At 46.5% G+C, this 13,788-nt stretch carries 15 protein-coding genes; 3 read left to right on the top strand and 12 right to left on the bottom strand.

Annotated features, from left to right (window positions below; translation table 11 throughout):
- Nucleotides 1–165: 165 nt before the first annotated feature.
- The 3 genes from AC1RNB_RS06815 to AC1RNB_RS06825 form a co-directional block, all read right to left on the bottom strand.
- The gene (locus tag AC1RNB_RS06815; RefSeq protein ID WP_493081845.1) at nt 166–528 is read right to left on the bottom strand and encodes a DUF2200 domain-containing protein; all 363 of its coding nucleotides are present in this window, start codon (nt 526–528) and stop codon (nt 166–168) included.
- Nucleotides 529–728: 200 nt separating this feature from the next.
- Nucleotides 729–1,595, bottom strand: coding sequence for a hypothetical protein (locus AC1RNB_RS06820; RefSeq protein WP_493081846.1), 867 nt, complete (start codon nt 1,593–1,595; stop codon nt 729–731).
- A 349-nt stretch (nt 1,596–1,944) separates the two neighbouring features.
- Nucleotides 1,945–2,199 carry a hypothetical protein gene (locus AC1RNB_RS06825; RefSeq protein ID WP_493081848.1) on the bottom strand — a complete coding sequence of 85 codons (255 nt, stop codon included), beginning with the start codon at nt 2,197–2,199 and terminating at the stop codon, nt 1,945–1,947.
- A gap of 192 nt (nt 2,200–2,391) precedes the next feature.
- On the opposite strand from AC1RNB_RS06825, the gene AC1RNB_RS06830 reads away from it, so the two are divergent.
- Together AC1RNB_RS06830 and AC1RNB_RS06835 are read left to right on the top strand one after the other, a co-directional pair.
- A complete protein-coding gene (locus tag AC1RNB_RS06830; RefSeq protein WP_493081849.1) occupies nt 2,392–3,483 on the top strand; it encodes a glycosyltransferase in 1,092 nt (363 codons plus the stop codon).
- 96 nt (nt 3,484–3,579) lie between these two features.
- Nucleotides 3,580–4,485: a DMT family transporter gene (locus tag AC1RNB_RS06835; protein WP_493081851.1), complete on the top strand. Its 906-nt coding sequence runs from the start codon at nt 3,580–3,582 to the stop codon at nt 4,483–4,485.
- A gap of 6 nt (nt 4,486–4,491) precedes the next feature.
- Here the strand turns inward: AC1RNB_RS06835 and AC1RNB_RS06840 are convergent, their stop codons facing one another.
- Nucleotides 4,492–4,986: a SixA phosphatase family protein gene (locus AC1RNB_RS06840; RefSeq protein WP_493081852.1), complete on the bottom strand. Its 495-nt coding sequence runs from the start codon at nt 4,984–4,986 to the stop codon at nt 4,492–4,494.
- Nucleotides 4,987–5,018: 32 nt separating this feature from the next.
- Between AC1RNB_RS06840 and mnmH the strand changes: the two genes are divergently transcribed.
- Nucleotides 5,019–6,137: a tRNA 2-selenouridine(34) synthase MnmH gene (mnmH, locus tag AC1RNB_RS06845; RefSeq protein ID WP_493081854.1), complete on the top strand. Its 1,119-nt coding sequence runs from the start codon at nt 5,019–5,021 to the stop codon at nt 6,135–6,137.
- A 298-nt stretch (nt 6,138–6,435) separates the two neighbouring features.
- Here the strand turns inward: mnmH and AC1RNB_RS06850 are convergent, their stop codons facing one another.
- The 8 genes from AC1RNB_RS06850 to AC1RNB_RS06885 all read right to left on the bottom strand — a co-directional run bounded on the left by AC1RNB_RS06850 (nt 6,436) and on the right by AC1RNB_RS06885 (nt 13,685).
- Nucleotides 6,436–7,053, bottom strand: a complete 618-nt coding sequence (locus AC1RNB_RS06850; protein ID WP_493081856.1) for a class I SAM-dependent methyltransferase — start codon at nt 7,051–7,053, stop codon at nt 6,436–6,438.
- Nucleotides 7,054–7,172: 119 nt separating this feature from the next.
- Nucleotides 7,173–8,354 (bottom strand): NRAMP family divalent metal transporter, encoded by a 1,182-nt coding sequence (locus tag AC1RNB_RS06855; protein WP_493081858.1) that lies wholly within the window; start codon nt 8,352–8,354, stop codon nt 7,173–7,175.
- The gene (locus AC1RNB_RS06860) at nt 8,351–9,097 is read right to left on the bottom strand and encodes a 5-oxoprolinase subunit PxpA (RefSeq protein ID WP_493081859.1); all 747 of its coding nucleotides are present in this window, start codon (nt 9,095–9,097) and stop codon (nt 8,351–8,353) included. The genes AC1RNB_RS06855 and AC1RNB_RS06860 overlap by 4 nt, the downstream gene beginning before the upstream one ends.
- 26 nt (nt 9,098–9,123) lie before the next feature.
- Nucleotides 9,124–10,113: a 5-oxoprolinase subunit C family protein gene (locus tag AC1RNB_RS06865; protein WP_493081860.1), complete on the bottom strand. Its 990-nt coding sequence runs from the start codon at nt 10,111–10,113 to the stop codon at nt 9,124–9,126.
- On the bottom strand, nt 10,110–10,826 hold the full coding sequence (gene pxpB, locus AC1RNB_RS06870) for a 5-oxoprolinase subunit PxpB (protein WP_493081862.1): 717 nt from the start codon (nt 10,824–10,826) through the stop codon (nt 10,110–10,112). Before pxpB ends, AC1RNB_RS06865 begins: the two co-directional genes overlap by 4 nt.
- Nucleotides 10,827–10,888: 62 nt before the next feature.
- Nucleotides 10,889–11,629 (bottom strand): hypothetical protein, encoded by a 741-nt coding sequence (locus AC1RNB_RS06875; protein ID WP_493081863.1) that lies wholly within the window; start codon nt 11,627–11,629, stop codon nt 10,889–10,891.
- 80 nt (nt 11,630–11,709) lie between these two features.
- A complete protein-coding gene (locus AC1RNB_RS06880) occupies nt 11,710–12,555 on the bottom strand; it encodes an aminotransferase class IV (RefSeq protein ID WP_493081864.1) in 846 nt (281 codons plus the stop codon).
- Nucleotides 12,552–13,685, bottom strand: coding sequence for a DmpA family aminopeptidase (locus tag AC1RNB_RS06885; RefSeq protein ID WP_493081865.1), 1,134 nt, complete (start codon nt 13,683–13,685; stop codon nt 12,552–12,554). Before AC1RNB_RS06885 ends, AC1RNB_RS06880 begins: the two co-directional genes overlap by 4 nt.
- Between the last annotated feature and the right edge of the window lie 103 nt (nt 13,686–13,788).

The following is a 13,788-nucleotide window of genomic DNA, read 5'->3' on the forward strand; positions in this document are numbered from 1 at the left end:
TTATTCCTAAACTTATCTATAACCCCAGCCTTCAGGCTGGGGACAAGACCCCACCTACCCTACCGGGCTTTAGCCCCTGCTATCAGGGCTGAAGCCCGCAGGCAAATGAGTGCTGTTGATCCCCATGCTGAAGCATGGGGTTAATGAAATGATTGCAGGGGAAACCTAAGTACGCAAAATCTTCTCCATCTTTTTGCCTTTGGCCAGTTCATCTACCAGTTTGTCCAGGTACCTTACTTTCTGCGTTAATGGGTTTTCGATTTCTTCTACCCGGTAACCACAGATCAGGCCTGTAATCAGGGCAGCATTGGGATGCAGGGTAGCCTCCTGAAAGAATTGTTCAAAACTGTTTTTATTGTCTATCTGCTGCTGTAGTTGTTTATCGCTAAACCCGGTGAGCCACTGTATTACCTGGTGCAGTTCTGCCTGGGTTCTGCCTTTTTTCTCCACTTTGTTGAGGTAGTGTGGATACACAGATGCAAATGTCATTTTTGCAAAGCGGTCGTCGTGGTGGGAGGTGCTGTTCATCAGCTAAAGTTAGTAATTGTAGGATAATGGGCAGGGCTTTATGCGGTTGGGAATTAGAATTCCGTTCGGTCACAACCGCGGTTGATTGAAAATATGTTGATTAAGTTAAGTACAAAAGCTGATAGTTATTCGTTTGCTGAAACTGGTATTTGAATTAGCCTATGTTACAATATCAATCGCAACTTGCATAAAAACTAATGTTAGGCTAAGTTTTCGGAAAGCTTGTCTCTTATGGTTTTAATTTGTGCTCTGAAGTCTGGATTTTGTGTATTTGAAATTTGTAATATTAAATCAATCGTCATGAGCATTTGATCAATCGTAAGCGACATAAAAAACGTATCGTGAAAGGGTTCATGTTCTATTAGATCACGAGACGACAAAGTAAAATGCTGAAATTGTGAATAGTATTTGAAAATTGTAAATGCAAATCCAAATTGAGTGAACCCTTTATCTTTAATTCTCTGATATTTTTCATCTTCACTTATAAATAGTCCACCTGTTTTAAGTCCCTCCTTGATTTCATCGTTAGTTGTTAATCTTATTTGATTTTTTGTCTTAAGTTTTCCATCTTCATTACTCAAATTTTCTGAAACAGAATTGTACCATTTTCGCTTTTCTTCAATACTTGTTGTTGGCTCAATTGACAGAAGTGTCATTAGTTCATGGTCTTCTTCTATTATCTTTTTTACTGATCTTAAATATTCAGTCGAGATTATATCAAGTTCGTTTTTGAGAGATATATTTTCAGGGTCATCCTTATCGTAAAAAGTCAATAAATATATAGCTGTTAAAACATCAGAGCAGATGGATCTAAGCAAAAGGTTAACACACACTTTTAGCCGATAATCTTCTTTAAAAGCATTCATTAAATTCAATAAACCTTCACAGTTAAGCCTAAAGCGAGCAAATATTTGTAGGAAATGATAACTGTAATTATGAGTTTCTCTTCCATTAAAAGCTACTAGGTTATCTTTAGAAAATTCCAAAATGTCTCCTAGAGAGCTTCGTAAAGCTTCGATTTCTTTAAAGAACTGTTGTCTCTTTGCCTCTGTTAATTTTGATGTCATTTTAAATTTTGCTTACCCTAGTTATTCGCACTAAACCATTGTGTCAATACACCTACTGGAATTGGCTTTGCTTGTATAACTAACACATAATAAACATAGGAAAATATATTATAAGTCATCTAAAGATGTGGTTGTATTTTAAGAATCATCATACCTACATTGGTATAGATGTCAGTTGTTTTACTGCTGGCATAGCTAGGCATGGTATGTATAGACCTTTCAACAGTTACCAACCACAGCAAATCATTATCCTAACTGTGTACTATGTAGCTTGGGGCGGTCATCAACTATTTCGGGGTATGTGCTTCGATAAAATAATTTTTCGCTTCCCATCTCGGGAGTCTTCCTCCTAATTCTTATTACAAGTAAACACAAACGGCTTCTTATTCTTCTCCGTCAGCATCTGCTGAATCAGATGGGTTTTGCGGATGATCTTGCGGCGGTTGATATCGATGAGCTCGTTGGCGGTGGAGAAAGTTTGCCAGTTTTCGGTGTGGTAGAGGATCCTGTCTAACAGCGCCAGTTCGCGCTCCATTTGTTGCGGGTTATGCTGGGCGGCGTTGGTTAATACCAATACATCTCTTTCTCTGCTGTTATCCTGCATAATGGTTTACCGGTTTAGCGGTGACTGGGTGGACAGCCGCAGTATTTAGAACTTTTATTTCTGTTCAAAAGACCGCAGGAACTGCTTACCAGGGTTACTAACAACAACAAAAGGATTATTTGGTTTATTTTCATCTTCATATTCGCGTTCTAAAATACTACTTTACGCTGTACCCAAACCAAAGAGCTGCTGTTGTATTCTAATTTTAACATACAAACCGTACTGCTGGCCCCGCTCGATTGGGGCCTGGGCCATGCCACCCGCTGCATCCCCCTCATCAACGCATTGGTAGCCAATGGTTATACGGTACTTCTGGCGGCAGAAGGTGCACAGGCCCATTTACTGCAACAGGAATTTCCGCAACTTACCATGTTGCCACTGGCCGGTTACCGGGTACGCTATGCCAAAACCCGGTTAGGGCTGGCCCTCAGCCTCATCAAACAATTACCCCGCTTACGCCAACAGATCCGCGAAGAACATGATTGGCTGGAGCAGGTGATCCATACCCACCAGATCGATCTCGTGATCTCCGATAACCGGTACGGGTTATATTCAAAAAAGGTTTCCTCCATTTTTATCACCCACCAGTTAACCATCAAAGCCCCTTTTGCCTGGCTGGAGAACTTATTGCAAAGCATCAATTACCGGTTCATCAACCGCTTTTCCGCCTGCTGGGTGCCCGATATGGAAGGAGCGGCCAATATTGCCGGCATCTTATCTCACCCCAAACATTTACCCAACATACCCGTGTTGTATCTCGGTTTACTCTCTCGCTTTGCACCCGGTGAGGCGGAGAAAAAATATGATTACTGCATCCTGCTATCAGGTCCCGAACCGCAACGTAGTTTACTCGAAAACAAATTCATCCGCGATCTGCCTTCCGTTGTCGGCAACTGTTTACTCGTAAGAGGCAAACCCGGCAGCACCGAACAGCTCAGCATCGCCCCCCATGTAACCGTAGTAAATCACCTGCCCGGCCCCGAACTGGAAACGGCCATCCGCCAGAGTGCGTATGTGATCAGTCGCAGTGGCTACAGTACCGTGATGGAATTACTGGCCATGCACAAAAAAGCCATCCTCATCCCCACCCCCGGCCAAACCGAACAGGAATACCTTGCCCACCGTTTGCAGTCCGCAGGTATCTGTCTAAGTTTTACGCAAGCCGATTTCAATGCCACTCAACACCTACCCCTTGCCCATACCCACCCCTACCAATTCCCCCCACTCACCCTCTTCCACGCAGATATGCTACCCCAACTCCTCAAAAAATCGCTTCCAAAATAAAACTCCCTACTCACTACTCACCACTCACGATTCACGTCTCACGACTGACGACTCACGCCTCACCCCTCCCGATTTCCTTACCTTTGCCCCCACTCCATGACCCGAACCACCAAAGCCCACGCCGCCGTGCTCAGCGCCAATTTTATTTTTGGCGCCAATTATGCGATCGTAAAATATATCACCCCCGCTTACCTGCATCCTTTTGCCTTGAATGTGGTTCGCATACTGGTGAGCCTGTTCCTGTTCTGGAGCTTATTTCTCTTCAAACCCGGCAAAGTAAAACTGGAGCGAAAGCATATTCCCCGTTTTCTGATCTGTGCGTTAACGGGCGTAGTGATCAACCAGATCTTTTTTATCAAAGGAGTTTCGTTGACCACACCTATTCATAGCGCCCTACTCGCATTGGCCACACCTATTTTTATCACCCTCATTGCGGCCTGGTTATTACGCGAGGGTTTTACCCTGCTCAAATTGCTGGGCCTGGTACTCGGCATTGGTGGTGCGGCTATATTGATACTGATGAAAGATGCCGGCCATGCAGGCAGCAATATGCTGCTGGGCGATGTAATGGTGATCATCAATGCCATTTCGTATGCGTTTTACCTGGTGCTGGTGCGGCCCCTGATGCAGCATTACAGCGGCATACAGGTATTAAGATGGGTATTTACTTTTGGTGCCTGCATCATTCTTCCCTTTGGCATGCAGGAGTTTCTGGCAACTGATTGGACCGCTTTTGGTTTTTCGCAATGGATGGCATTGGCGGCCGTGGCGGTGGGCGCTACGTTTCTTGCTTATCTCCTGAATGTATATGGCATTTCTTCCATCGGCGCTTCGGCTACGGGGGCCTATATCTATACCCAGCCGGTATTTGCTGCCGTGATCGCCATCATTTTTGCGGGGGAGCATTTCAGTGTAACCAAACTCTGCGCGGCCATTCTCATTTTCACCGGGGTATACCTGGCCAATTTTAAAAAGCAGACAGAAACCATTCAGCCTTCTTAACCAGGCTTACAGTTTGGGATAATCAAAAAACCAGAATGATTTTTTAGCTGCGCGAAAATCTTTCCAATGGGTCGTTTCTGCTTTTACGGCAAATATGGCACAGGTGGGCATATCATCGATGCGGGTATCTGTCAGCTCATTCACAAAAGCAGTGATCCCTGGGTTATGCGAGAAGATAGCTGCCGTGCGGATAGAATCATCGATCTCGCTGATCACTTCATAAAAAGCAGGAGGATAAGCGTGGTACAATTGTTTGCTGGTGGCCAGTCTGCCCTTACCCGCTTCATATACATCCACAAAATGTCTGGCAGTGCTTAACGCACGGTTGGCCGTACTGGAGATGAACAGATCAATACCCACTTTCCGGTTGAGCAAACGTTTGGCCATCATAGGCGCATCGCGCTGGCCACGGTCGTTCAGCGGGCGGTCAAAATCGTCCTGCCCGGCCAGGGCCCAGCTGCTTTTGGCGTGTCGTATGAGTAATAACTGTTTCAGGCCCAAAAGTTACAAAATTCTCCCCTTACATTTGTTTTATGGCCATTACACGTATCACGGTAAAAGAGTTTCTGTTACTCGCCCAACAACATCCTGTGCTGGATGTGCGGAGTCCGGGCGAGTTTGGCCATGCCCATATTCCCGGTGCACACAGCCTGCCGCTTTTTTCTGATGAAGAAAGAAAAATAGTGGGTACGGCGTATAAACAGGAGAGCCAGCAGCAAGCCATTAAACTGGGACTTGCTTTTTACGGTGTGAAGATGGCCAAGATGGTGGAAGAAGTAGAAGCAATTTTACAGCTACCCAACAGTAAGGAAGCTTTTAAACGAGACCAGTACATTGTACTGGTACACTGCTGGCGCGGAGGTATGCGCAGTGCCGGTGTGGCCTGGATGCTGGATCTCTATGGGTTTAAAGTGTACACGTTGGCGGGCGGCTACAAAGCTTACCGTAACTGGGTGCTGGCACAGTTCGAGATCCCTTACCCCATCCGCATTATTGGTGGTTTTACCGGAAGCGGTAAAACAGAAGCCCTGCAGGCATTGGCCAAACAAAAACAATCGGTGATAGACCTGGAAGGACTGGCACACCACAAAGGTTCCGCCTTCGGATCGCTGGGGCAGCCGCCACAGCCTACACAGGAAATGTTTGAGAACCTGCTGGCCGCCGTATTGAAAAAAACGGTTGACGAATGGCAGCTGGCAGCTACACCTGATCCTGTACTTTGGCTGGAAGATGAAAGCCAGCGGATAGGCGAAGTAAATTTACCGGCCGCATTCTTTAAACAGATGCGCGACAAACAGATCTATTTCCTTGACATTCCCTTTGAAGAGCGATTGAATTTTATCACAGAACACTACGGCAAGTTTGAAAAAGCATTACTGGTAAATGCGGTGATCCGTATTAAAAAAAGATTGGGTGGACTGGAAACCAAAAACGCGGTGAATTACCTGATCGAAGACAATGTGAGAGGAGCTTTCTCCATACTGCTTGCTTATTACGATAAGTTTTACCTGAAGAGTTTACAGAACCGGGAGAATTTTTCGAGCCTATTCAATAAAATAGAGTTGGCTACTGTTTCAGCAGATGAAACTGCCTCGGCCGTATTGAAATACTATGCAAACCCTATTGCGGTTGCAAGTAGCAGTCAATCTTAAGTACCTCTAACTTGCTGTGGTATTAAAATTACCCTGATAGTCGGGACTTATTGTCGCTCGCGGTCCCGCTATCGGCGGGAGCCCCGTCCTGTTATCCCGCCGATGGCGGGACTGCTTTTTCTTCTGCTCCTGCTTTTAGCGGGATGCTACGCATCATTTTGTCTGCCTTCGCATTCGCTCGGCACCGAACAAAAAGAGGCCCGTACACAGGGACTGAATAGATATTTTTTCCGGACACCTAGTATTGGCTGTTTTCATTTTCCAAACCAATGAAATTTTGAAACAGCTAATAGTACAACTAATTATCCCTGTGTTTTTTAAAACTGCAGAACAGAAAATTCTGTTTGGTTTGAAAAGGGGTGATATGATCTTCGGTGATGCAGCGGATCTTGTCAAACTTATCTGCGAGCACTGTTTGCAGTTGGGCTTCATTGTATTGTTTAATGGGAAGACCGCTGCATTTTTCCGGTCCGTTATCAGAAAAAGTTCCGATGGCCAGGTAACCATTCACATTTTTATACGCAATGGTTAAGTACTGATTGATCTGCTCGGGTGTAGTAAGGAAATGAAAGGTGGCGCGGTCGTGCCATACTTCATAAGTGGTATCGGGGGTAAATTCAGTCACATCAGATACTACCCACTTGATCCGGTCCGCTTTATCGCCCAGTCTTTTTTTGGCGCGGTTGAGGGCCTCTTCCGAAATATCGAGTACGGTAATATTCTCATAACCTTCTGCCAGCAGGTGATCTGCCAAACGGCTATCGCCACCACCCACATCTATAATGGGCGCTTTTTTGGAAACGGGAAAACTATGGATAAAGTTGAGAGAAGTTGCGGGCTTCTCCTGTGTCCAGCTTACTTCAGCAGGTTGTTTGGTCTGGTAGATCTTATCCCAGTATTGTTGGCGGTCTTGCATACAATCGGTTTACATAAAATTACTAAGAAAATTACAACCATCGGGTTATACAAAAAACACTTGTTGCCTAAAACTAATCGTGCTAACCAGAAACCAGTAACGCAAACAACTGATACAGATCACACACCCAACCAATTGGCAATAGTCAGATAACTCATCCCACACATCACAATCACCACGATCCATCCTGCCACCTGTAAAATCATCGGGTGGCGGTAAGTACCTACCAGTTTACTATTTCTGGCTGCCAGCAACATCACGGCCAATGTAATGGGCAATACCAATCCGTTCAAAGCCGCCGCTGTGAGCAGGATCTTTACGGGTCTGCCTACAATGGCAAAAACCACAGTAGAAAACAGGATCATACCGGTAATGATCCAGCGGGAATTTTTATCGATCCAGGGATGGAAGGTTTTCAGAAAACTGACAGAAGTATAAGATGCTCCCACTACAGATGTAATAGCTGCGGCCCACATTACCACACCAAAAAAGCGATAGCCCAGCTCACCCGCAGCCAGTTTAAAAACCGATGCAGGCGGATTGCCCGGATCTAACAGCCCCCCTTTCATCACTACCCCCAGAGCAGCCAGGAAAAGTACCACCCGCATAAATGCCGTTACCAGTATACCCGTTACAGAACTGCGGGTAACCTGTGGTAATGCATCCACGCCTTTGATACCGGCATCCAGTAAACGGTGGCCACCGGCGAAACAGATATATCCTCCCACTGTACCACCCACCAACGTAACAATGGCCACCACACTGATCTTTTCCGGAACCACCGATCTGTACAAAGCTTCGCCCACCGGTGGCTGCGAACTGAATGCTACATAGAGCGTTAACAGAAAGATCAATACCCCCAGTATTTTCGAAAAGCGGTCGATGGCATCACCGGCTTCTTTCATCCAGAAAATAAACAAGGCAAATATGCCACTGAGAATGGCACCGTACATGGTATCCATACCCGTTAATACATTCAGTCCCAAACCGCAACCCGCCACATTCCCGATATTAAAGGCTAACCCGCCGAGCACAATCAGTGCGGCAATAAAATATCCCAATCCGGGCAGCATTTCATTCGCAATATCCTGTGCATGTTTTTCGGTAACGGCCAGTACCCGCCAGATATTCATCTGCGCACCAATATCAAGCAGTACAGATATCAATATCACAAAACCAAAACTGGCCAGCAGCTGCTGGGTAAATACAGTGGTCTGTGTAAGAAATCCCGGACCAATAGCCGAAGTGGCCATCAGAAAAGCGGCGCCGGTAATGGCGGAGGATCTGGCTATTTTTTTCACTGGGTGATACGTTGAATCCTGATATGATTGTTTTCCAATTCCCGGTAAATCAATTGCGCAAAAGCAACAGCCTGCTCACCATCGCCATGCAAACATAGTGTCTGCGCGCTGATGGGGATCGTTTTATGATCGGTAGTTGTTACCGTTTGTTGTTGTATCATTTCCAATACCTGCTGCAGGCATTGTTCGTTTGATGCGATCAGGGCACCCGGTGCTGAACGGGGTGTTAAACTGCCATCGGTCTGGTAGGTTCTGTCGGCAAACACTTCGCTGGCCGTTGGCAGTCCGATCTTTTCTGCTTCGCTGATGGAAAGACTGCCACTGAGACCAAATAATACCAGGTGTCTGTCAATCGTAAATACCGCTTTGGCAATGGTATTGGCCAGTAAAGCATCCCTTGCCGACATATTATACAGCGCACCGTGTGGTTTTACATGTTGCAGCGAAGCGCCCATTTGTTTTGCCAGCTGTTGCAGTTGCCATACCTGTTCTGTAACGAGGTCGAAGATCTCGTTCAGCGGCAAGTTCATTTCTGTTCTTCCGAAATTGGGTTTATCAGCAAATCCCGGGTGTGCACCAATGGCCACATGATGTTCCATGGCCAGGGCAATGGTTTTTTGCATGGTAGCTGCATCACCGGCATGATAGCCACAGGCAATATTGGCGCTGCTGATCCAGGGCATCAACAGGGCATCATTGGTTTGGCCCTCTCCCATATCGCAGTTCAGGTCAATTATTTGCATAGGCAGTGATAAGTTGGTGAAACCGTTTATACACCCAACAGGTATTGCGCTAACCGGAAGTTACAGGCATTTTGAAGTTGCTGCAAATCCATTTCCTGGCGCTGCAGGATATTTTCTGCTTCCTGAACAGTTACAACCGATAAAGAAAAGAGTTCTCCGGCATTTTTTTGTGCCAGCGAAGCCATATCGGCACTGATCAGATACCCCACCCGCGGATAACCACCGGTGGTCTGGTGATCTGCCATCAATACAATCAGTTGCCCATCGGGTAATAACTGCAGGGTGCCGCGGGTTACGGCTGTAGAGATCAGTTCTGTAGTAAGCGTAGTTAACAGTGGCGGACCCTGTAAGCGATACCCCATGCGGTTACTTTCGCGGCTGATGGTGAACGAACTACTGAGCATAACCTCTTTTGCTGCCGGGGTGAGTGTATCAAATTCATAACCCTGCATTATCCGTAAACTTCCCTCATTATACAAAACGTTGACAGCCGCCTGCCAGGGCAGTGCTTCAAAAATACTTTCTTTGTTGAGCAACCCATAGGGCTGTAGCTGCTGAGGAAAGAGCCTGTTTGTTCTGCCGAGTGCACGCCCGGCCTGTCCGCCTGCTTTTACCGTAAGATGTGTGCTGTAACTATGCAGCCAGTTATCCGCTTTCCAACCGCCCCTTACTGCCAGGTAGGTGCGTGCACCTTTTATTTGTTTACCGAAAGAGAGTACAGATCCTTTGCGCACACAGACCGGTTTATGCACCGGCATTTCTTCGCCATTGATACGGGGCGAAAAATCGGCGCCGCTCAAAGCCACCAGCATGGTTTCTTCAAACAGTATTTCTGCTGCCGGAAAATGCATTTCTATCACGGGTGTACCGGCGTCATTGCCCACCAATGCATTGGCGATTCGCATGGCGGTTCTATCCATCACCCCGCCGGGGTTAATACCCAATTGCTGGTAACCATACCTGCCTGCATCCTGCACGGTATCGAGTATACCGGCTTTGATTACCTGTATACTCATGTCATTTTTAATTGATGAAATTCAGTGAGGGAGATAGGAGAAAACTGCACATCATCGCCCGGCTGCAGCAAACAGGGATCTGCTTTGTTTACATCAAATAACCGCAGAGGTGTTTGGCCGATCAACTGCCAGCCCCCCGGCGAATCAAGCGGATAGATGCCCGTTTGCTCGCCTGCTATCCCTACACTGCCGGCAGGCACTTTTGTTCTCGGACTACTTTTCCGGGCCGTGCGGATCCGCTCATCTACCGAACCCATATACGCAAATCCCGGAAGGAAGCCGATCATATACACGCGGTAGGTTGATGCGGTATGTAACTGAATGACTTCGTCTATAGTTAAACAGTGTTGTTCTGCAAGTGCAACAAGATCCGGTGCCAGCGACAGATCATAACAAACAGGAATGATCACTTTACGGGAACCAGTAGATGAAGACAATTCTACCAACTGCGCGGCCAGCTGCAACGCTGATTCCATGATGGTATAAGCAGACTGACCTGGGAATTTTTTAATGACTGTGGCAAGATCATACACCAATGTAAGCGAAGCATATGCCGGAATCAGATCCAGCACACCGGGTATTTTTCTCTCGCATAGATACCGATACAGTGCCATCACCTGTTGGTTGGCTGCTGCGGTAATCGTATTACCCCATGTAATGGTAATGGCGTGATCGCCACAGGGATACAGTTGGTATGCAGGAGAGGATGGCACAGCATACAAATTACATCATCAACCAGAAAGAACCATCAACAGAGATAAATTGACAGGGAATATTATTCCTGCTCCTGTAACATCGCATCGCGTTTACGCAGTAGCCACCATTGACGTAAAGAGAAGATATGCAGTCCCTGTGCAATAGCCACCAGCACGGCACCGAGGTAAATAAAAGGAAACTCGCCCACCAGTGTATTGGGTGGTTCATTCATAAAATAGCGGAGCGGAGTGGGCATAGAGAGTACCGCAATTACGAGGATATTGAGCAGTAAGAGCAAACCCACCAGATTAAAGGCCAGCAATAATTTCGGTGCCCATTTTTTAGAAAGAATCATGGCAACCGGAACGGCCAGCAAACCGCTCAATCCATCAAAATTACTTCCCTCAAATGTCATCTGTATGGGCAGCAGGTTCAGCATGAATGTTTTCCATAGCAGTATTTCTACCAGTATCCGGAATGTTTGCATAACTACCAGCCAATATGGTGGAATAGCCAATAAGATTTCTCCGGTTGTTCGCGTAAAGGCAATAATGATAAAGAATACTGTTGGGATAATAATTACCCATAAAGGCCTTGGTGGCAGTTTTGAAAAATCAGAGAAGAATCCGTTCAGCGAAAGTACCCCCACCAGCAGTACCCATACAGCTACTATGCTATAGGTAGTAACAATAAGTTTTTTCTGCCTCGCCGGGGCAATCATTGTTTTGGTTAATGCGATCTGCAGACCACGCATCACTGCCATCAGGCAGATCAGCGACAGTACCGACAGCAACACAGCAGGTAATAATTTTGGTTCCATACTTTAGTTCAACACAGGAATGGGCGCAAAACTATCTTACCGGCAAAAGCGTAACAAGCGATTTGGGATAAATGGCAGCTCTATACCCTGGCTGCGGTTGCTAACTCGTGTTGCTGCAACCATCCAAATAGTTGCGCGGTAACGGAATCTGCAGTATAAGGTGCAAAACGGATCTCATCCAATTGCCGGATGGGTATTACACGTTTGGTAGAACTGCTGATAAAAGTTTCTTTGGCTGAGCGGATCTCTTCCATCGGGATATCTTTTTCGATCACATTCATTCCCCGTGCTTTTGCTACCTGCAGGATCTGTTTACGGGTAACCCCGTGGAGAATATGATGGGCAGGTGTTATCAACGTCTTTTCATCGGCTACGAGAAAAAAATTAGACCGCGGGAACTCTGATACAATACCGTTATGATGATACAGCACATCATCTGCTCCCAGTTCTTTTACCCAGGGCTGTAACCAGATGGCCATGAGGTAATCCGTGGTTTTCACATGCGGCATCTGTCGCTGGTGCGCGTAAGTAACTACTTTGTAACCGGGAAGCAGCAACCGATCAGGTGGTGGTGTTAACGGCACCTGTACGATTACCAGGTTGGGTTCTGTGATCTGGTACCCATCCGGCGAACTACCGCCTGATAACATGATACGGATACCGGAATAGGGCAGGCGGTTCACACTGATCATCTGCTGAATGATCTGCAATAATTCTTCTTTGGTCTGTTTTACCGGCAGGCGCATTGTTGCGGCAGAATAGAAAAACCGATTGAGGTGATCATCCACATACAAAGGCGTTTCACCTGCCACACGTAAAAAATCAAAAATGCCATAGCCACGCTGGTAGCCGAGATCGTTCACAGGAACAGACACATCTTCCAGTGATGCGAAGCGGTTATGATTGTAGCAGATCAGATCACTCATAAAGAAATCCGGTTATATTTTTTCAAAATAGCGATTACTTTTTCTACCGGCAAAGCTTCTGCCTTATGCCCATCTATTCCTTTGGTGGTAGTGGCCGCAAACAAAGAATTGATGATGGCTTCTTCAGTGGCTTCTATCGCCGCCATGAACAAAGGCGAAACGGCATCGTTGGTTAACAGGCTAACGGTCTGTTTTTTTTCTTTGCTGTTATGCGGAACCCGCAGTGTACTATCGGTAGAGAAAGCGATCACATAATCACCACTGCCGTTATGCGCTATGCCCCCTGTTTTGGCCAGTCCCATAAAAGCACGTTTGGCCAAACGCCCCAGATTGCGGCTGTCCAGCGGCGCATCAGTGGCCACTACAATCATACAGGAGCCATCTTCTTTTTTGGTTAACAGATCGCGCAGGTAATATTGGTTCAGTTCCTCGCCCACCGGCACCCCATCTACCTGTAATACACCACCAAAATTGGTCTGCACCAATACGCCCACCGTATAACCGCCCATGGCTTCCGGCAGTTTGCGGGAAGCGGTTCCGATACCACCCTTAAACTGAAAACAAACCGTTCCCGTACCGGCCCCTACCGAGCCTTCTGCTACGGCTCCGTAGCCCGCCTGCTCAATAGCCCTCAGCACATCTGCTTTCTGCACATGCCTGCCACGGATATCGTTCAGGTAACTATCATTGGTCTCTCCCACTACCGCGTTTACGGAATATACTTTTTCGTTGCCTTGTTGCTGTAAGGTATAATCGATCACCGCTTCCATGGCAGTGGCTACGCTCAATGTATTGGTCAATATTACCGGACTCTCCAGTGTACCCAGTTCCATTACCTGCGTACTGCCGGCCAGTTTACCAAAGCCATTGCCTACAAATACGGCCGCCGGTACTTTTTGCTGAAAGATATTGCCGGCAAAAGGCAGGATGGCCGTTACCCCCGTACGTACCTTCTCTCCGTTGATCAGCGTTGTATGTCCCACTTTTACCCCAGACACATCTGTAATGGCATTCCGTTTCCCAGTTGGCAGCACACCAATGGATATACCCAGCTCACGTGGCCTGGCGGATTGGGAGAAGCCAGGGAGGGAAAGTAGGAGACAAAAATAAAAAACTGAGAATCTGTTCATGATAATGGATGGAAGGATGAGTTGTGAGAATTAGTAATTAATAGTTAGTAATTAGAAATGTAAATATTATTCTCCCCCTCAAATATTAATGATTAACTACTAA

This window comes from Sediminibacterium sp. GW821-FHT12F12 (genome assembly GCF_058806635.1).

What these genes read in the sequence shown, in the direction of transcription:
- AC1RNB_RS06865 (WP_493081860.1), bottom strand. Translation starts at nt 10,113, where the DNA reads ATGAGTATACAGGTAATCAAAGCCGGTATACTCGATACCGTGCAGGAT.
- AC1RNB_RS06875 (WP_493081863.1), bottom strand. Translation starts at nt 11,629, where the DNA reads ATGGAACCAAAATTATTACCTGCTGTGTTGCTGTCGGTACTGTCGCTG.
- mnmH (WP_493081854.1), top strand. Translation starts at nt 5,019, where the DNA reads ATGGCCATTACACGTATCACGGTAAAAGAGTTTCTGTTACTCGCCCAA.
- AC1RNB_RS06835 (WP_493081851.1), top strand. Translation starts at nt 3,580, where the DNA reads ATGACCCGAACCACCAAAGCCCACGCCGCCGTGCTCAGCGCCAATTTT.
- AC1RNB_RS06825 (WP_493081848.1), bottom strand. Translation starts at nt 2,199, where the DNA reads ATGCAGGATAACAGCAGAGAAAGAGATGTATTGGTATTAACCAACGCC.
- AC1RNB_RS06850 (WP_493081856.1), bottom strand. Translation starts at nt 7,053, where the DNA reads ATGCAAGACCGCCAACAATACTGGGATAAGATCTACCAGACCAAACAA.
- AC1RNB_RS06885 (WP_493081865.1), bottom strand. Translation starts at nt 13,685, where the DNA reads ATGAACAGATTCTCAGTTTTTTATTTTTGTCTCCTACTTTCCCTCCCT.
- AC1RNB_RS06815 (WP_493081845.1), bottom strand. Translation starts at nt 528, where the DNA reads ATGAACAGCACCTCCCACCACGACGACCGCTTTGCAAAAATGACATTT.
- AC1RNB_RS06860 (WP_493081859.1), bottom strand. Translation starts at nt 9,097, where the DNA reads ATGCAAATAATTGACCTGAACTGCGATATGGGAGAGGGCCAAACCAAT.
- AC1RNB_RS06880 (WP_493081864.1), bottom strand. Translation starts at nt 12,555, where the DNA reads ATGAGTGATCTGATCTGCTACAATCATAACCGCTTCGCATCACTGGAA.
- AC1RNB_RS06820 (WP_493081846.1), bottom strand. Translation starts at nt 1,595, where the DNA reads ATGACATCAAAATTAACAGAGGCAAAGAGACAACAGTTCTTTAAAGAA.